The organism is Sphingobacterium sp. (assembly GCF_039596235.1).
Lineage (GTDB): Bacteria > Bacteroidota > Bacteroidia > Sphingobacteriales > Sphingobacteriaceae > Sphingobacterium.
Window position 1 is genome coordinate 157,561 of record NZ_JBCNKE010000001.1, and the last position, 20,073, is coordinate 177,633.

Below are 20,073 nucleotides of genomic sequence, written 5' to 3' on the forward strand. Positions count from 1 at the left end.
TTAGTTGTTGAACATAAGTTGTATTGCACCATGCGAAACATGATTAACCTGCTTTTTCGTATGATTTCGCAAGATCGCTTTGTAGGTGTATTCTACCGCCTTCGCCTTACAAAGCGGCTTAACGCCATTATGCATACATTTACGGTCAGTGTAGTTACCTTTTGGATTATACCATTGGAGCCAATCAACAAGTTTCTCCCGGTCCATTTCCTCCAGTTGTTGAAATAAACCATTTATCTCGCTTTCTTTAAGCTGCTCACGCCAATCGGGCCATAGGGGACGCGATGTAAATTCTCTGTTTGCTTTAAATTTATTTTCCATTATTTTTTAATTTTCTGTTGGACTGTAGTTAAACAATTAGCTTGCTTATGATCGCATTCCCTAATTTACTTTTCATAAATAACGCAATCTGTTGGAGCAATTCAGGGCTGACTTCTGGTACTCTTTCCAAATCTCGGATATACCATTTTTGAATCACTGGATAATGCTTCAGAGCTGGATCAAATTTTACCACTTCAGCTCTGGATGACCTACCTTCGGGATCGTAATACGACCAAAGTACAATAAAGATTGTATGTGGATCTTCATCCGGATAGGGCGTATGAAAACGAACAATATCGCCAACATGTAATTCCTTATTGTCATATCCTTTTGCTTGTTCCATAAAGACTTCGTGTAAAATTGATACTCAAATATACTAAAAATATTAGTTTTATAAAATTTTATTTATTTTTTTTGCTAAATATGTTGATAGTAGAAATAATGGCGCTTTAGCTTCTCTTGTATTGGTGAAAAATGAACGATAAAAGAGATTTGGCTTAGCGGTTTGATGCTGATTTCTTTTTTTGGAGCTAAATGCAGTCATACAACTGCTTATTTTCGAGGAACGTAGACATACCATGGCATAAGTGGATGAAAGCAAGGTGAGGTAAAATGTTAGGCAAGAATAATTGTTATTAGTCAACAACAATATAAGAGCCCTTAGACGGAGGAAATGATAGTATCAGTTTTTCAGAAAAGAAATAAGAGGATGGATAAATCGGTCGAACGCTTCGATATGGGGTAGGTGCCCGACGTTATCAAGTTCAACGAGTTTTGATCCTTTAATTTTTTGCTGAGTTTCCTTTCCCAAATACTGATACAGACCCATTTTTTCGGCTACTTTGGGATCTTTTACATTAGCTTTACCGATAGCAGTTCTATCTCGCGTGCCAATGATGAGAAGGGTGGGTGTTTTTATATGTTGAAATTCATAAACAACAGGTTGGGTAAAGATCATGTCTGATGTCTTGGCATTTACCATGGCAACAATGGAATAATCCTTAGCTTTTGTCCACCCGGTAAGCAGGTATACCCATTCGTCATATTCTGGCTTCCATTTGTTGTCGTAATAGAAACTACTTTGGTACCTTTTTGCAGATTCATATCCAGCTTTTAATTCCGTTTGAAAATTTTGATCGATGGAAGTATAAGGAGCGACAAGTTTCCAGTCTTCCAGCCCAATGGGATTTTCTAATACAAGTTTTTCTACAGTTTCGGGATACATTAATGTAAACCTCGTTGCCAGCATCCCACCCATAGAGTGACCAAGTAATGCGACCCTATTAAGTCCCGACCTGTCTAAAAGCAATTTTGTATTTTGGGCTAGCTGCTGAAAAGTAAATTGATAAGCTGTGGGTTTCGAAGATTTGCCAAATCCAATTTGGTCAGGAATAATAACACGATACCCAGCTGAGTTTAGCGCCTGAACGGTTGTCTTCCAGTATGCACCATTGAAATTTTTGCCATGGAGTAGTAACACGATGTGACCATTGGGTTGCCGCGAACTGACATCCATATAGGCCATTTTTATTTTTTCACCTTGACTGTTTAAATTCAAGTAATGTACTTCATATGGATATTGATAATTATTGAGCATAATATCCAGTACAGGACGATCTGTCTGTGCGTTTGATAACGAACAGACGAGGCTGAGCAGTATTAGTGCGAAATGTTTGATCAATGACTTCATGTATGCGTTTTTTTTAATAAACATCATCATTTTGGCAACTTTATTTTATAAACCCGATAAGGTAATTCGACCCGGTCTATGCCGTTATTCCATTGCGGATCTCTGGATAGTTGTGCGCATGAAAAGTAAAGATAACCGTTACCATCTATACCCAAAGAATCCGGCCATAGCAATCTGGGATCCTGTGTCAAGAGATGAATTTGCCCATCAGGACTGAGATATTTGATACTGTAATCCATTGAGGTCGTCAGATAAATGTTACCGTTCTGATCGGCAAGCAAACCATGTGTAACACCTACATTTCCCATGTCTTCTACTTTGTCTTGCAGGGCTGATTGAGATAGTGTATCATCCGCAAGATAGTTTGTAGCAATGCGGTATAAGTGCATTTTATTAATTGGCTTAAAATAAAAGTAATTGAAGTCATGACTTAGCGCTATGCCGTTAACGTGAGAAAGAAAAGGTTTACCGTCCTTATCGCGCATGTCTATGCCGGAATAGGAGATAACAATATTCGGATCAGCTAATGTGAAGAAGCTTTTTTCCAGTACTTTTCTACTATTTCCTGATTGAAGGTCAAGAACAATTATTGCGGCCTGACCAGGATCGGAAAGATAGGCTAGATTCCTTTTGAGGTCAATGCGTACATCGTTCAAACCTGACTTCGCTTTGTCAAGATCATCAAATGTGTAGATACGTGTTATTTGATTGTTTTTTGTGTTGATTTTAAGGAGTTTGAATTGTCCGGTGGAAGCAGCACCATTTGGGCCGAAAATAGACCCAGAGGTTGATGGTTTAGAGTCTAATACCCATAAGTTGTCCTGTGCATCCACAAAGATGTCTTGAACGTTTACAAAATGTGAGCTTTCGTCCCCTGGGCTATTCCATGCTTCATTAGGATAGGGGATGCTTTTACCATCAATGATTTCAGTAAGGGCGTATCGATAATCTTTGTTTTGTTTCGGAAATGATACGAATAATCTATTTGTCGAAGTCGCGCTAACGCCTATGGGACGGTACGATCCAAAAGACGCCGCGACTTCCAGTTTCGGATCTAGCGTGAGTTTGTCTTGTGCCTGCATTGTAGAGCATAATAGATGAGCGAACAGGAAATAAAATAAAAGTCTTTTGGACATACTTAATATTTATTTGAGATCTGGTGACCGTATTATGAATTGTAAAAACCAATATTTTATTTTATAACTTCTTTTTTACTGTTATTGTTTTATAGGATGATTATATAATGGGGGAGGATTGCCCTGTTAGTTCAGATAGAATGGATTCGCGATGCAAGGACTGTGAGATCGTAAACCGGATTTTCATCCTGCTCAGGAGTTAGCTTTTGGGAATTGGAAAAAGAAGCGTATCGGTTCGGTGCGAGGGATAAGGAAAGTCGTAACTGCTATGCGGGGACAGCTTTTGGTGAAAATGGCATGCCCGCTATTTTCGAAAACGGGGCATGCCATTTTTCCCATTATTTGGTTAATTTGATGCCAAATATAGATTCAAGTTTTTCCTCCATTGGTCCGCCGCCATTTTCGTCAGATCCTACACTACTAAACACAATTTTTCCATCTGGATCAATTAGATATGCAGTAGGAATTCCGCTGACAAAAAATGCAGATTTTGATAAATTTGTTTTGTCGTGTAGTTGCGGCCAGGGGTTATTTTCTTCTTTGACCGCCTTCTTCCAGTCGTCGAGCTTTGCGTCAATGGAGATATTGATAATTTCGAAGTTCTGCTCCTTTAGCTGTTGGTAAACCGATCTGAGCCTAGGAAAAGAGATGCGACATGGACCGCACCAAGATGCCCAAAAATCAATTAATACATATTTCCCTTTGAGCTTATTGAACGAAAAATCATTTCCGGAGGTATCGGGAAGAACGAAGTTAGCTACGGTAGCTCCTATACTGGATCTTTTTTTGCTGGTTATTTTTTCATACAACTGCTTCGCTGCTTTAGTTTCTTTGAGTGGGGCGGATAGTTTCGAATAGTTATGCTCTAATTGAGCGAGAGATAGACTGCTGACCCTTCCTAATAACATAAAGGGTGCATCCGCTCCATCGGGATTAAAATATTTTGCAAATAGCGAATCATTTAATTGTGTCTCACGCTTCTCGAAATAATCCGTTGCTTTATCAAAATTAGCTGTCCCTTCCTTCAGTGCTTCTGCACCGAATTTATTTGTGATTTCCTTATTGATTCTTTCATGAATGGACTTTTTGGCTCTGGAATAATCGAAATATGCAACTGAACGGGTGGGACCATTTATTTGGCCTGAGGAGATACCTTTCTCGATATCAAAATCAAGTTGTAACATTCCTGATTTTTCAATAAATAACGAGAATGGAGAGACATAGCCTTTAACCTTACTCTCATATTGAAGATAGAAATACATTACATCCGGAGCTTCGGATGTAACGTTTATCTGATATTCACCATTTGGACTGATTGCTGTGGAATCTTGAAACTGACCTTTGAAAATGTATATCTTATCAAATCCTTTTGTGTCGCCAGCCACTTTACCTTTTATTTTTAGATTGATCTGGGCAAACAGGGGATTAAATGAGAAGAAAGATAATGCCACAAGCACTGTTAATATAATATTTTTAGATTTCATGATAAATTTCAATAAAGTTTAAATTTTAATGCACGTTTGATAGCTCTATTAATTTAATCCAGCAGGGAGGTACGGATCGTTATTAGGCTGTAAATTCCAGCTTGGATTGGCAAGTATGGTCGGATTATTAATCTGTAATGTGAAAAATTTACTGATGACATCCGCTTTGTAGGATTTGTTACCTATGGTATGGATAACCTGTGTTTTCGACCAAGGTTTTCCTTTATCTAGCGCCAGTCGCTTGATGTCGAATGTCCGTTGATAGGTTCCAAGCTGCATTTCCCGTCTACGTTCTTTCAGAATTTCCTCTAGCAGTTGATCTTGACTGAAAGCCCCGCCATTTTGAAGATCTGTATTTGCGCCTGAATAGCGGTATTTGCGCAGCATATTGAGGTCACTTAATGCTTGTCCCAGTTGGTTCAACCTTGCATTTGCTTCTGCTTTTATCAATAGCAGCTCGGGATAAGTCATTCCTTGTGAAGCGATCATTTTATTGTCTCGATAATATTTGAGACGTACACCATCATCATGTTTTACACCGCCTTCAACCACCGAATACCCCAGCGTTTTGAGCATAAATAGTTTGTATCTTCGATCTGCGTTTTTATCAAATAAATTGATAAATTCTTCCGAAGGATAAGGAGAATAGCTGTAGGGGGTAGGGCGATAAAATAGTTGTTCCCTGTTGTAAGTCTGTTTCAATAAATTATCTTCGCCCAGCAACTCAAGACCAACTTCGGCATCGGTACCAGCTGGTGGAGATGCATTTGGATCTTGTCTATAACTGAATTTATTTAGATTATAGATAAGATTATCAGTGTTACCTTTGGCTGCAATGGCTTGCGCCCATGCATCATTTGCATATTTGGACATTTTGGTCCAATCTCTTTTGAACATGTATAGCTGTGCTAACAAGGCATTAACTGCTGGTTTGCTTGCACGTGTTGGATTTCCAACGGTGCTTGGAGCGCCGGTCAGTGCATCGAGCAGATCTTTTTCTGCAAGATCCATAATTTCCTTTGTGCTGGAGAGATCCGGATTGGGCGTGTTCGGTGAACCTGTTGTCCGGTAGGGAAGTATCTTTTGATTATTTTTACCTTCAGGATCGTACATTGGGCCATACCCCAGTCCTCCGACTAGATAGGACCAAGCTCTTCCAGCTTTTGCCTGGGCAACAATTATTTTACCCAGATCTGAATTTTCGCCCTTAAGATTTGAAACTTCATCAATGGCGATATTGAATATGGCCGCAGCACGATAGATGGCCCACTCCCAGGTGTATTGGGGATCTATCGGGTTCGTATAGGGGTAATAAAATTTAAATGCAGCCCAACGATCTACATTTGGGTGCGTACTTTTGTATAGATATATAGCTTGATTTTCACTGATTGTTAAATTGTCACCCATAAAAGCATAGAAGCAACCTCTATTATTGTCAGCATAAAATGAGCTAATGGTATTTGTATTATTCAATAAATTCTCCAAATCTTCGACTTTTGAAGGGATCAACTGTCCGATGGGTTTTACATCCAGGTATTTGTTGCAGGAGAAGGTCGTTATGGAGACCAGGCCTAGTGCTAGGTATATTATTTTTTTCATCTCAATTAATTGTTAGGTTAGAGTCCGAATCGTAAACCAATAAATATCTCGCGTGGTAGAGGCAGTGAAGTAAATCCTTGGTCTGTTCCTGCCCCCGTACCACCACTTACATTGAATTCTGTAGTTTCGGGATCTATGTCCACACCTTTAGTGGTAATACGAAATAGGTTTCTGCCCTGTACAAATATTCTTGCGTTCGTAAGACCAATTCTTTTGCTCAGTTTCTCGAGATTATAGGAAAGTGTGATGTCCCTTAATTTGGCATAACTGGCATTCCCCACATTCACATCCGCAAAAGGGAAAGAGAACATATCCATATTCCATTCTTCCAGAACGGGATATATAGTATTCTTTTCGTCTCCAGGTTTCCGCCATCTTTCGGCTACATGTCTATTTTGATAATTGGATCCACTAAACGTATCCTTCCTATATTTATGTCCTAGCTTTGCTATAAACATAAAAGATAGATCCCAATTTTGATAGCTGAAGCGATTTGTTAAAGCAAGATCCCATTTTGGCCTAAAAGTTCCCTGGTAGACCAAGTCGGCAACTTCAGCATTGCTTGCCAATACAACCTGATTGTCTTTGGTATAAACTTGTGTTTGACCGAGTTCATTAAGGCCAGCAAAACGATAACCCCACAAACCGTCTGAAGGATAGCCCGCAACCATGATTCCTCCGGGAGTAGTGTAACTACCTGTGTACGGACGGTTTACATTGTAGTGTTTTACTTTGTTTGCGTTAAAGGATATATTAGGCAAAATATCCCAACTAAATTTGCTGTTTTTGATGGCGTGAACATTGAGCCCAAGCTCAAATCCGTGATTGGTCATTTTCCCTACATTTTTTGTTAGAGAACTAAAACCTAGTGTCGGATCCGCGGCGTCTGCAGCTAAGAGATCAGAACTGTTCTTGTTGTAATAATCAACGCTACCTTCTATCGCATTGTTGAATAAACCGAAGTCTATTCCCACATTGGCAATCTTGGTTTTTTCCCAACGCAATTGCTTATTGGGGGGCGAGGAGATTCCATAGGAAACTCCACCCGTTGTAGGACTGTAGTTGCCCACGCTCAAAATCAAAAACGGACCATTTCTCAAGGAAATATTACCATTGATACCATAGGAACTTCTGATATTAAGTTTACTGAAAACAGCTTTATCCCACCATTTTTCATTACTTAATTTATAAGTTCCTCCAAGCGACCACATCGGTTTGTAGCGGTACTTTTTATCTGTACCAAAGAAATTGGTGAGATCCAGCCGTACACTCCCGCTTAGGATAAACCTATTGTCATATTCATATGATCCATTTGCGTACCAGGATACAAAGCGATTATCTCCATAAGTTAGTAAACCATCTGTCAGCGATACGCTTCCATTTGGGAAGAGCATATCTGCGTTGTAAATTCCAGCATTAAAATCTTTGATGTTGACGGGGATAAATGAACCGGCATTTTCATTATAGCCAGCACGGGTAGCCAATCTATTGTTGTCAGAGGTGATTTTTCTGATTTCGTTTCCGACCAAGGCGTGCAATAGATGTTTGTTATCGGAGAAGTTTTTGCTATAATTGAGCTGTGTTCGAAGCGTCCAGGTTTCATTGATATTTTTGAATTCGTCCAAGATGCTTCCGTCGGGAATATAGTGATTAGCGGGATTTGATTTTGAGGTAGCGTCGTTATAGGCAATACGAGCATTATAGGAGTCTGCCCGTTGGATATTTTTAACATTTGCTGTTCCTTTGACCCAGTTGCCTCCGACTTCTGCTGTGAGTCCTTCTATGATATTGGCTCTTAGAAATCCGCTCATCCTAAAATTATAGCTATTGTTGTAACTGGGCATTTTGCCCATGTCTTCTAATGGGACATAATCCCAGGACTTCATGCCGGGGGTGTTTTTGTAGGTATTTACCTTATACTGACTTATACCCCATACTGCTGCCGGATTGCCATTGTCGTCCAATAGTTTGGTGTACGGCATAATCATTGATCCCCCTGAAAAACCAGCTAAAGACTGATAATTGTCTCCTACCAGTTCTGGACCGTAAATGGTAGCATATGTGAATGAAGTACTATTGCCTTTATTATACGTGAAATTGGCGGCTGCTCCAGCAGTTAAGAACGGGAAAAGCTGCCATTCGTTTTTAAAATCGGTAATTAATCGTTTTGAATCATTGTTAATGAGATTATCCTTGGTCTGTTGATAGTTGACAGAAAAATTATAACTGCTTTTAGGCGATCCGCCGGCGATATTGATATTATGCTGATGGGTTACTTTATTTCTGAAAAACAGATCCTGAATTTGATTTAAAGCATTGATATTGCGAAGTCCATCGATCTCAGCCATTGCATCTTGGTGGCTAATCTTTCCTTCACGCTCTTGCATCAACAGATAAGTCACCCGGCTCATATTATATGGATCCATCGTTGAGGGACCATTTGGATTAAGGTTGAAAAGGTCTATCTCTGCATCAATATAGTCTGATGTTGTCGCTTTATTCAGATACTTTAACTGTGGTTTCTGAATAATATTTACAAAGCCCGAATAGCTTATTTTAGGTTCACTGTTTTGTCCAGACTTTGTAGTAACAACAATGACCCCATTGGCAGCTCTAGAGCCATAGATCGATGCGGCCACACCATCTTTTAATACGGTTATGCTGGCTATATTCATTGGATTGATATCATCTATTGTTGTTTCGACGGGATAACCGTCAATGACAATCAAAGGTGTTTTTTGTGCATTGAAGGTCGAGACGCCTCTAATTTCTATTTTGCCGGCCTTATCAATAGTTAATCCTGTTGTCTGTCCTTCAAGAGCACTTTTAAGATCCGTAGCGAGTTTTCTTTCCAATTTTTCACCACTAACATAACTGAATGATCCAGTGACGCGATCTTTTGGGAGTTTTTGATATCCCGTATTGACTTCTACTGTCGCCTCATTTAAGGTCCCTGTTTTTAATGCCAATGTAATAACTCCGAGATTATTTGTGACTGGGATGGTAATGCTTTCATATCCCATATAGGATATGATGATATTTGTTCCTATGGAAGAATTATCTAAAGTGAATTCTCCATTCGCGTTGGTGGTGGTGCCTTTTTTTCTTCCTTGCACCATTACATTGGCACCAACAAGTACATTGCCATCTTCGTCAACAACTTTTCCCCGTATTTTGGACTGGTTTTTAAGATTAAGTAGCAGAATTGTTTCTTTTAATTGAATACTGCCAACTTCCGGCTGACGGGGTTTCACCATGATCATATCTTTTTCCAGTTCAAAAAAGATGGGCGTATTCTTTTCAAGGGTTTTTAGGGCCTCTTGTAAAGGGAGATTATTAAATGAGACAGAGGTACAGGTCAATGGATCAATATTTGGTGCTGCCCATAAATAATGGTAACCCGTCTGAATGTTAATTTCTTGCAGTATTTTTCGCAGACTAACATTTTTTTTATTGATGTTGACTCGCTGTGCCATGGTATTGGCCTGGACCCCCATCATCCCTAAAAGTAATAGTGATGATAAAGAGATTTTCATAAGCGCATTGGTAAATATACGCGATACAGATTTTTCACCTGTACTTTGTTCATCTGCTGGGACTACACAAAAGAAGTCTCCAACATCTTTTTTGGTAAAAAAATGATACATTTGTTACGGTTAATTGATTTTAAATAATGGTAGTTTACGGTCCTTTAACTTTAATTAAGGGGACGTTGGCGCGTCTCCTTAATCGATTTGACATAAATTTACGGGTGTGTTCTCCTTTCTTTTAGTAATGTTAGATTAATAGTGTTAGTTTATTTTAACTTTTGATTTTTCTACAATAAAATTGGCGTTACTGGCTTTCGATAATAACTTAAATAAATCTTCAGCACTGGCATAACGTGGAATAATTCCTTCAATTTTTACTTTCTTTAGTTTTTGATCTATAAATTCAAAATCGAAATCATACCACCTTGCAAGTTTAACCATGACGCTTTCCAAGGGCTCCGCGACAAACTCAAATTGATCTTTGGTCCAGGCAATATCGGATTGATTATCTACTTCGCGTTTATAAGGATTTTGACCGAGTGTCGATATGGCCTGTTCATTAGGTTTTAAAATGATAGCTTCATTTTTGACCGTACTATTATAATTGATTTTTACAGATCCCTCCATTAACGTTGTGATTGTAGATTTGTCTTCACTATAGCTGCTTACATTAAATTTTGTGCCCAGCACCTGGATTTCCTGTGCATTACATTGTACGAAAAATGGAACAGCGGTACCATTTCTATTTTTAATTTTGCTGATTTCAAAAAAAGCCTCACCAATAAGTTTTACCGTTCTTTGTTTAGGATCAAATTCCTCCGGAAATATCAACGTGGAAGCTGCGTTTAACCTAACTGCACTGCCATCAGGAAGCAATATATGATATTGACCTCCTTTTGGCGTACTTATAATCAATGTTTTTCCCTGTTTTAAAGGATGATTTGACCTGATTTTTTTTAAGTCTTCGGAAATATTGAAATATTTTTTTTCGCCGGGTAGTGGTATTGATTTACCATCTTCAAGTTTAATGGAAGCGCGAAAACTGCCTGGAGCAATATGCTGCGAGGTATGATTGAATTTAAGATACCAAAGGAAGATAAAGAGCGTGGCAATTGCACAGGCGGCAATTGCGATCCCGTATTTTTTAATAATGAAATGAAAAAGATTAGGTCTTTCAAATGTGATCTTACCTTTTGCTTTTTCAATAACCTCATGAACCGGTAAAGAAAAAGCCCAATCGACATCTTTTTCGTAGGTATTATTTGATACCAAGCTTTGAAATAATTCTTCATGATGTGCTGAGGAGGACCGCCAATGATCCAGTTTTGTCTCACCTTCATCAGATAAGATTCCAAGCTTTTTTGCAGATATTAATTCACTTACTTCGAAAGGGCTCAGCTCCATAAATTCTTTGGTTAGTACTTATGATTATAACAGAATTCGAAGCAAGAATTGCTATTTCTTTTTTTGTTTTATTTATAATTGATTGATTGTTAGTGTATTTATTTTTTTAGTGTGTCGATTAATAATAATACCAAAAGATAATCGCCATTGTCCAATAATTGTTTTAGCAAAGACAAACCTTTTGTTCTCTGCGTGTATACAGTGCTACTTGTTATATTTAATTTTTGCGCAATTTCTTTAGTGTCAAGCCCATCCAAAATATTCAATTTCATAATGGTAGCACATTGAGTAGGCAGTTTTTCCAATGCATTTTTGATAAGCTGTAGTGTTTCTGCATAAATAATCCACCTGCTATCGTCTTCAACGATGCTGCTTATTTGATTGGCATAATTATCATAATTAGTCAAGCGTCTTTTTCGCTTGTCCAGGTAATTGATAGCCGCATTTTTTGTGCTCAGATAAAGAAATGACTTTAGTTTGTCGTAAGAATCAAAATGAAAGTGTGTTGACCAAATTTTTAAAAGAACATCTTGGACAAGCTCCTCTGCGCTTTCTTTTTCTATATCGAACTTGATCGCATACAGGCATAAGGGCGAATAAAACCTATGAAATAGGAATTCAAAAGCTTTTTCATCTTTTCTTAGAAAAGCTGAGAATAATTTGGATTCGTCTAATGTGTCTTCCATGTGCTGGTAAAACAAATTAAATGAATTTTAGACATAAATGAAAGGATAAGAAAAGATTTTGGAAGATAGAAGGGATATATCAGCAGCTAGATCGTTACTAATTAGATATAGCTATTCATGCTTTAGATCTTTTAGTAATATCTTCTGTAAGAGCGTTTCGATTTCTTTTGCATGCGTGATAGTCATAAAATGACCAGCTCCTTGAATAACGAAAGTGGGGATTACATTTCTAATGGGGATAATGCGGTCTTTGCTGCCATGAATATGGGTCAAGTTGTTGGGGAAGGTCTTGTTTTTCCAATTTACGATTTGATTAATCGCCCAGGACAGAAATTTAGTATCCGTATCTCGAAGTATTTGTTTCAGTAACTTTTTATCTTCTTTTGAGCTAACACCAAAGAAATAATTTGATAAAATATGATGTGATTTTAGAATTGAAGTAGGGATAAATCTATGGAGTCTAAGCGTTCCGATAAGTTTATAAAGTTTAGGAAGTTCGTTATCATCTTTTGCAGAAGCGAGTAAAATAACCCGTTTTACAGCGATAATTTTAGCTATTTCCATGGCAACCATCCCCCCGAAAGATAATCCAATAAGAACTGGGCTTTCTGTCGTAATTTTAGTCGATAATCGTCGCGCATAGCATGAAATCGATTCGCTTGATATCGGAGCGATCCATTCCAAGTAGGTAACTTTTAGGCCCTTAAAATTTATTTTATTGAATACTCTTCGGTCGACACCTAATCCACTCATTATATAAACATGTGCATCGGACATGATGATAGGCTTAAATACATTTTAATTGCAAGTTATTAATAATGTGTCTATATCCAAAGGCAAAAAAGTATTAGGCTATAGAAATTCATATGGCTTTTTAAAAAACAAGATACCCAAATAGGAATGGATACCTTGTTTTTTCCATAAAAGTGAATGCTCTTCTTGTACGCATTTTTATCATATAACTGTTAGTATGAATCATTAGCGTACTTAGATCATTGACCTAGCTAAGACAACGTTGCTAAGCTTTTGGCATCAAAGACAGATAAGTCTTGAAATTGTTCTGCTTGAACTTTCTTTACCCAATTTGGATCTTGTAAGATCGCCCGGCCTACTGCGACCAAATCAAAGTCTCCTCTTTCATATCGACGTACCAATTCGTCTAGTGAAGCTGGAGATGACTTAAATTCTGAATTTGTAAATACTTCACCAAAATCTTTATCAAGTCCCACTGAACCCACCGTTATTGTAGGTTGACCGGAGACTTTTTTCAGCCATCCGGCGAAATTTAAATCACTACCCTCAAATTCTGGCTCCCAATAACGTCGCTGACTACCATGAAAAATATCCACGCCCGCCTCGACTAACGGTAAGATCCAATCTTCCATCAGCTTTGGGCTAGGGGCTAATCTCGCAGTGTAATCTTGCTGTTTCCATTGTGATAGTCTGATGATAATTACAAAATCGGGTCCAACGGCTTTTCGCATTGCTTTCACTACTTCGACAGCAAATCTGGAACGCTCTTTTATTGTTTTACCACCGAATTCATCTGATCTGTGGTTCATCTCCTCCCAAAAGAATTGATCAATCAAGTAACCGTGAGCAGCATGTATTTCAAAGGCATCGAAACCTAGCTCTTTTGCCGATTTTGCTGCATCAGCATACGCTTGAATCGTATTTTCTATATCGGTAAAAGTCATTGTGTCGGGACTTTCAAAAGCTGCGGGCGGAGTCCATTGCATTGGCGTATACCCTACATGCCATAGTTGAGGTGCTATTTTACCTCCTCTTGCGTGGACAGCGTCAAGGATATTTTTCCAACCGTTTAGTGCCTGGTCGCCGTAGAAGTTTGGAATGTCTTTTAAGTTTTTTGACGCTGGCCTATCGATTACGGTTCCTTCGGTTAGAATCAAACCAACATCTCCGGCTGCCCGCCGTTCATAATAACCTGTAACGGCATCTCCAGGGATTCCATCAACAGAAAATGCTCGTGTCATAGGAGCCATGACGAAACGGTTTTTTAATACAAGATTTTTGTATTGAAATGGACTGAATAGTGTTTGTATGCTCATTTTTTTATATCATTTGCGAATTTCATCACAAAGATATTTTAAATAGTGTATTTTTGTAACTATTGATAGTATAAAGTAGTTACCTTTGCGTAACTATCAAATGTTTTGGCAATGAAAAGAACTGATTTTAAGAATTGTTCATGCGCGATGCAACGCTCTATGGGAATTTTGGGAACAAGATGGAAGCCCATTATTATATATACACTAAGAGATCGGAAAGCCCGATTTGGACAACTCGATGCATTGATCGAAAATATTTCAAGAAAGGTACTGACTTCCTCATTAAAAGAATTGGAGGAAGATGGTATTATTTTGAGAGAAGAATTTAAAGAATTACCTCCTCGGGTAGAATATGCTCTGACTGAAAAAGGAAAGGCACTTATTCCGATTATGTGTCAGTTGGCGAAATGGAATGAGGAATATTATGAGGAACCCGCACCCTTAGAATTATAAGAAATATTAGGTAATATACAGCCTTTTGGATATATAACTAACAGAAAATGAATTTTTAAACTCATAAGGTTCATATTTATTTAAAATTTAAGTAATATTGAAATGTGAAAAACAAGGTAAATCAAGGACGCAATAAACAGGATTTCATCGAATCTTTTCGTGAAGGTGAAAGGGAAGGTTTAAAGTTCTTGTACAAAACCTTTTATGGTCCAATGTGTTATTTTCTCGAAAAAATGAGCTTGGATAAAGTTATTATCGAGGAAATTGTCCAAGATGTTTTTTTAAAGTTATGGGAAAGACGGGACGATTTTAATCATTTTGAGTCGATCCGGAGTTTTTTATATACCAGTTGTAGAAATGCCGCACTTAATCGGATTCAACAACATAAGAGATCACAAGAGCTTGCTGATAATTACAGCACACAGATCGATTTGATAGACTTGCCAATCAGCCATCAAATGATCTATCTGGAAACGCTACGTGAGGTTCACGGGGCAATAGAGACCTTGCCAGAACAGTGTCGAAATGTAATATACAAGCTGGTCGTTGAAGATTTAAGTCCTCAAGAAGTTGCGGTTTCCTTAGGTATTACCACAAGTACCGTATACAATCAAAAGAAAAGAGGAATTGAACTTCTAAGACAAAGGCTTAGGCCTGATCAGTTTTTTTGTCTACTGTTACTTCTTCTTTATTATTAAGTTGTAAATTATAGATTTGATTTTTAATTGGATACAAGGATATTCTCCATCTCTTTAGAGAAACGAAATCGAAATATTGTTTTAAGTATATAAAACAATATGGAGCATACAACTGAACATATTATCTATTTATTGAGTAAGTCAAAACTTGAGGTATTAAGTGACGACGAGCAATTACAGTTAGATTCTTGGCGCCTCAATGCGGCTTCGAACCAGGATGTATATGATATGTTGGACAACAAGGAGTTGTTGGTTAAAGATTTGAAGGGCTTGTCTGCCTATGATTGGGAAGCATCCTTTGAGACTTTCGAACAGGAGCATCTAGGTACTCCAAAAACTATTTCACCTTTCCGGAGGATTTGGTTGTATGGAATCGCTGCTATGCTAATTGGTGCATTCACATTGTTTTTCACCCATTATCTGACCGATTCTGGCTATCAAGACAGCCCAGACGTAAAAATTCTTCCAGCCAGGACTGCTGGAACGATCTATCTGAAAAATGGTGATTCGATAGCGATTTCGCCTAAAGATACGGTCTTATCTTTCACTTCCTCACCTGCTCATGAGGCTAAAGAACATGATAGCTTGCTTATTTCAACACCTAAAGGTGGTAAAATGGCCGTGCTCTTGCCGGATGGAACCAAAGTTTGGATGAATGCCGAAACGCAATTGGATTACTACGAAATAGATAGTCTCAGACAGGTTCGATTAATCGGTGAAGCTTACTTTGAAGTAGCAAAGAAATATTCTCCTTCGGGAGAACAGCCAAAATTGAAACCATTTATTGTTCAGACCGGCGATATTCACGTGACGGTATTAGGCACCCATTTTAATGTTAAGGCAAATCGAAATTTAACTGATTTTAAGACGACATTATACGAAGGAAAAGTAAGGGTTCAGCAGGGAGAAAGACAGCTTATTTTATCTCCGGGAGAAGAGGCATATATGAATACGGGACGCATTGAACGCAGAGTTATAGATACTGAAATAGGCAATCCACTAAAAGATGGTTATTTTATATTCAACTCAGAACGGCTGTCAGTCATTATGGCGGATATTTCTGCTTGGTATAATGTCAACGTGATTTACCTTGATCATGAGATAAAGTCGGAAAAATTTGAGGGGATGCTGTCACGCAATAGCCGTTTAAAAGATATTATCAATGTATTAGAGAGTACAGGAAAAGTCAATTTTAAATTTAAAGAAAATACGATTTATGTAGATAAAGAACGATCTAAATGAAAAGACGAAGCCCTAGACGCTTGCAACAAATAGGGCTTCTGGTCAAGCAATTCTAACTGTAACTGAATTTTATTTCTTAACCTAAAACAAATGTATAAAAATTATGCAGAAGTTTGTCGTGCCCTACACGGACAAACAGAAATTATGAAAAACAGCGATCGGACGGACTTTTGGGGAAGGTCGCATTGGAGGGGAAACATTATGCGTATATCGCTTACAACCATTATGATGTCCTGTTGCCTGCTTCATGTTGGAGCTAAAACTTATGGACAAAGTGTATCTATTCATGAAAAATCTGTTTCGTTGAGAAAGGTTTTTTCGACGATCAATAAACAGACCGGCTATTCCTATGTATGGGCAGCGAAGACGATTGATCCAGACACGAAAGTTAATCTGAATATCGAAAAAGGCACATTGAACGGAACACTGGAAAAATTATTGAATGATCTGAATCTTAGTTTTGAAATCAAGGGAAAAATCATCGTTGTACATGAAAAAGCCGAAAAAGAGACAGGTATTTCTAGATACACGGGTTTATCAGATCAAAAAATACTGATCAGGGGATTTGTTGTTGATGATCATGATCGTCCATTACAAGGTGCAACCATTCGTATCAAAGGTATGCCGCAGGGTACGACTACAGATCAAAATGGGTATTTTGAAATCGGTAGCGTAAGTACAAAGAATTTGTTAGAGGTTACAATGATCGGATTTTCACCGCTTTCACTACCTGTAAAACCTGATCTTGGAAAAATTCGGCTACATGTAATAGATGCGCAATTGCAGGAAGTTAATGTCACTGTAAATACCGGGTATCAAAAAATCAATAAAGAGCGGGCTGCAGGTTCCTTCGCACAAGTGACGGCGAAAGATATGGAGGGACGATTGCAACCCAATCTTTTGGATCGGATTGATGGATTGCTTCCTGGTCTAAATTTGGTTCGTAATACCTCCAGCCCGCAAAATGAAAGAAATAATCTCGGTATCGAAGTCCGTGGACGTTCAACTATCAATGCTCAGGCCGCCCCATTAATTGTTGTGGATGGTATGCCTTATGAAGGTGACCTCACTGCGATCAATCCCAATGATATTGCGTCTATCACTGTTTTAAAAGATGCTTCGGCAGCTTCAATCTATGGTGTACGTTCATCCAACGGTGTTATCGTGATCACAACAAAGATCGGTACTGCAGGTAAAACCAAGGTTGATTATAGCAATACCTTGTCCTTCCGTGGCCTCCCGAGCCGGAAGTATCTCAACCAGATGAGCAGTTCGGAACTGGTCGATTTTCAGAAACAGATGTTCAATTATAGATCAGGTGACTATGCAGCGATTGATCCCCGAAAAGCAATGAACGACGTTTACCGAATTCTTTATAACCACAAAGGTGGAGTGATCTCTGAAGAGGAAATGGAGAAGCAGTTGGACGTCTATCGTAATCGAGACCGATTCACCCAAATGAAGGAATTTCTGAACACAACCCGATTTGATCAACAGCATAATTTGGCGATTTCTGGTGGATCAGATCGTTACACTTATCACTACTCGCTTAATTATACACAACCAGGAGACTATAACAAAGGAAGGGCAACGAATAAGGAGCTGGGATTCAGCCTGAAAAATAATTTTAAGGTGACTGATTGGTTCAATTTTAGAGCCAACATCTTGGGCAAAAACCAAAATAGGGAAGGCGATATCGGCTTTAATTTCTATGACAACTACATCGGTTTTAACGAAAAGTATGTGGGGACAAAAGCTTCCTATTTCTTATTGCGTAACGAAGACGGGTCCCCTGCCCAGTGGTATGGATCCAAATCTCAATTTGAGATAGACCGATTAAACAAGTTAGGTTTGGAGGATGAAACTTATATTCCGTTGAACCATGTTTCAGCTGTGCATGAAAAGTTCTATAATAAGTATATCAACTTCAATTTTGCGGCTAACTTTAAAATCATTAAAGGATTGGATTTTGATCTATCTTATCAAAATGAACGAACCGAAGGGTATAAGGGTACAATTAATAGAAAGAATGCCCAATCGGTTGCTGGCATGGTAAATGATGCCACACAGATTGGAACAGACGGTGTAATCAAGCGCAATATTCCGCAAGGCGGGCAATTCTTGGAACAACGTAATGATGTCAATAGCTATACCATCCGTGGTCAATTCAACTATCAGCATAATATTAGGGATAAACATGAGATTGCCGCAATCGCGGGTGCAGAACGGAGACAGGTTCACAATCGTTATACCAATATTTATAAATATGGTTATGATGAGAGTAGCCTGGCCTTTAAAGGAATTAACGAAGAATTATTTGGTATAATGATTCCAAATACCCAAGCACTGTTCAATAGTTATACTATTTCCAGAAATAAGGATGAAGGCTTCCGTGATGCCATTGATAGATTCGTCTCTTTTTATGCGAACGGATCGTATACGTATAGCAAAAAACTGACCTTAAGTGGAAGCATACGGGTGGATCAATCCAATCTTTTCGGTACGGATATCAAAAATCAATACAAACCTTTGTGGTCGATTGGCGCATTGTATCAATTACCAAAATTAAATTGGGAACCATTGGACCGTTGGGCAATACGAATGACCTATGGGGTGAACGGAAATGTGCCAAAAGATAATGGACCATATTTGATTTCGAGAGTAAGTAAATCTGTCAATCCGTATAATGGCGAATTACAGGCTACAATTGATTCACCTCCAAACCCATTATTGCGCTGGGAACGCACATCGGTATGGAATGCTGGTCTGGATTTTTCCTTATTTAAAAATAGACTTTCAGGAAGTATCGATTTTTACAACAAAAAAACGAAAGACTTATTGGGTAATACCTCATTAGATCCGACATTAGGCTGGGACCTTGTACTACTCAATTATGGCAATATGCAGAATAAGGGCATTGAATTGGGACTTAATGGCAAAATTATTCAACATGAGCAATTTAGTTGGAATAGTACCCTGAATTTCAGTTATAATAAAAATGAGATCACGAATCTCTTTGTACAGCAAAATACACCTTACTATTATTACTATATGCCTCAAAACCGCGTTGGAGTGCCGATGGGAAGCTTGTATAGTATTGATTACGCGGGTTTGAACGATAAAGGAAGACCTTTGGCAAGAAAGGCGGACGGGAGCCTGGTCGAAAGTACGCAGCAATTGACAGTCGACGATCTGATTTACGAGGGAACGACAATACCTCCGTATAGTGTTTCTTTCAGAAATGGATTTAAATACAAAGACTTTACACTTTCTTTCATGTTTATTTACAACGGTGGACATGTAATGCGAGGTGTTCATCCAGAGTTCCTGAGTAAATACGCAGAACTGAATTATAACAGTAATTTCGATAAGCTTTGGTTGAATTATTGGAAACAACCTGGCGATGAAAATAATCCTGATATCGCCCCAGCTTTTATTTCTGCGGCCTCCGGTAATATATCGGATATCTATAATGCTGCCCATAAATTTGTACAAAAGGCAGACTACATCAAATTGAGGGATATTTCCCTGTCTTATAATTTCCCAAGCAAATGGATTGCAACGACCAAATTAAGTTATATCCGATTGACCGGACAGGTATTGAACGCCTGGCGTTGGGCCGCTAACAAGGAGAATCTGGATCCAGAGGCTTGGGTAGGTTATACAATCGCGACGAGTACAAATATGTCAGGACCTAGCCGTGGAGTGACAGCTCCGGTGGTTTATAACTTGGGTGTTTCTGTAGGATTTTAAAAAGAAGA

15 protein-coding genes are annotated in these 20,073 nt (G+C 38.5%); 4 read left to right on the forward strand and 11 right to left on the reverse strand.

Translation table 11 applies throughout. From position 1 onward, the window contains the following. The 11 genes from ABDW32_RS00695 to ABDW32_RS00745 form a co-directional block, all read right to left on the reverse strand. Nucleotides 1-321: a hypothetical protein gene (locus ABDW32_RS00695; protein WP_343558613.1), complete on the reverse strand. Its 321-nt coding sequence runs from the start codon at nt 319-321 to the stop codon at nt 1-3. A 28-nt stretch (nt 322-349) separates the two neighbouring features. Then, nucleotides 350-664 carry a hypothetical protein gene (locus ABDW32_RS00700; RefSeq protein WP_343558614.1) on the reverse strand — a complete coding sequence of 105 codons (315 nt, stop codon included), beginning with the start codon at nt 662-664 and terminating at the stop codon, nt 350-352. 339 nt (nt 665-1,003) lie between these two features. Further along, nucleotides 1,004-2,011 (reverse strand): alpha/beta hydrolase, encoded by a 1,008-nt coding sequence (locus ABDW32_RS00705; protein ID WP_343558615.1) that lies wholly within the window; start codon nt 2,009-2,011, stop codon nt 1,004-1,006. Nucleotides 2,012-2,037: 26 nt separating this feature from the next. Next, the gene (locus ABDW32_RS00710) at nt 2,038-3,147 is read right to left on the reverse strand and encodes an L-dopachrome tautomerase-related protein (protein WP_343558616.1); all 1,110 of its coding nucleotides are present in this window, start codon (nt 3,145-3,147) and stop codon (nt 2,038-2,040) included. Nucleotides 3,148-3,485: 338 nt separating this feature from the next. Next, complete coding sequence (locus ABDW32_RS00715) at nt 3,486-4,631, reverse strand: TlpA disulfide reductase family protein (RefSeq protein ID WP_343558617.1); 1,146 nt, start codon at nt 4,629-4,631, stop codon at nt 3,486-3,488. A 48-nt stretch (nt 4,632-4,679) separates the two neighbouring features. Beyond that, the gene (locus tag ABDW32_RS00720) at nt 4,680-6,230 is read right to left on the reverse strand and encodes a RagB/SusD family nutrient uptake outer membrane protein (protein ID WP_343558618.1); all 1,551 of its coding nucleotides are present in this window, start codon (nt 6,228-6,230) and stop codon (nt 4,680-4,682) included. A 17-nt stretch (nt 6,231-6,247) separates the two neighbouring features. Further along, nucleotides 6,248-9,877 carry a SusC/RagA family TonB-linked outer membrane protein gene (locus ABDW32_RS00725; RefSeq protein ID WP_343558619.1) on the reverse strand — a complete coding sequence of 1,210 codons (3,630 nt, stop codon included), beginning with the start codon at nt 9,875-9,877 and terminating at the stop codon, nt 6,248-6,250. A 144-nt stretch (nt 9,878-10,021) separates the two neighbouring features. Further along, nucleotides 10,022-11,164, reverse strand: coding sequence for a FecR family protein (locus tag ABDW32_RS00730; protein ID WP_343558620.1), 1,143 nt, complete (start codon nt 11,162-11,164; stop codon nt 10,022-10,024). Between the two features lie 98 nt (nt 11,165-11,262). Further along, nucleotides 11,263-11,850 (reverse strand): sigma-70 family RNA polymerase sigma factor, encoded by a 588-nt coding sequence (locus ABDW32_RS00735; protein WP_343558621.1) that lies wholly within the window; start codon nt 11,848-11,850, stop codon nt 11,263-11,265. 111 nt (nt 11,851-11,961) lie between these two features. Beyond that, entirely contained in the window at nt 11,962-12,603 is a 642-nt protein-coding gene (locus ABDW32_RS00740; RefSeq protein ID WP_343558622.1) for an alpha/beta hydrolase, read from the reverse strand. A 251-nt stretch (nt 12,604-12,854) separates the two neighbouring features. Continuing rightward, a complete protein-coding gene (locus tag ABDW32_RS00745) occupies nt 12,855-13,919 on the reverse strand; it encodes an NADH:flavin oxidoreductase (RefSeq protein ID WP_343558623.1) in 1,065 nt (354 codons plus the stop codon). Nucleotides 13,920-14,030: 111 nt separating this feature from the next. On the opposite strand from ABDW32_RS00745, the gene ABDW32_RS00750 reads away from it, so the two are divergent. The 4 genes from ABDW32_RS00750 to ABDW32_RS00765 all read left to right on the forward strand — a co-directional run bounded on the left by ABDW32_RS00750 (nt 14,031) and on the right by ABDW32_RS00765 (nt 20,065). Continuing rightward, nucleotides 14,031-14,372 carry a helix-turn-helix domain-containing protein gene (locus ABDW32_RS00750; protein ID WP_343558624.1) on the forward strand — a complete coding sequence of 114 codons (342 nt, stop codon included), beginning with the start codon at nt 14,031-14,033 and terminating at the stop codon, nt 14,370-14,372. A gap of 104 nt (nt 14,373-14,476) precedes the next feature. Beyond that, nucleotides 14,477-15,070, forward strand: coding sequence for a sigma-70 family RNA polymerase sigma factor (locus ABDW32_RS00755; protein WP_343558625.1), 594 nt, complete (start codon nt 14,477-14,479; stop codon nt 15,068-15,070). 99 nt (nt 15,071-15,169) lie between these two features. Continuing rightward, nucleotides 15,170-16,312, forward strand: coding sequence for a FecR family protein (locus tag ABDW32_RS00760; protein WP_343558626.1), 1,143 nt, complete (start codon nt 15,170-15,172; stop codon nt 16,310-16,312). Between the two features lie 144 nt (nt 16,313-16,456). Beyond that, nucleotides 16,457-20,065: a SusC/RagA family TonB-linked outer membrane protein gene (locus ABDW32_RS00765; protein ID WP_343558627.1), complete on the forward strand. Its 3,609-nt coding sequence runs from the start codon at nt 16,457-16,459 to the stop codon at nt 20,063-20,065. The last annotated feature ends 8 nt before the right edge of the window (nt 20,066-20,073 follow it).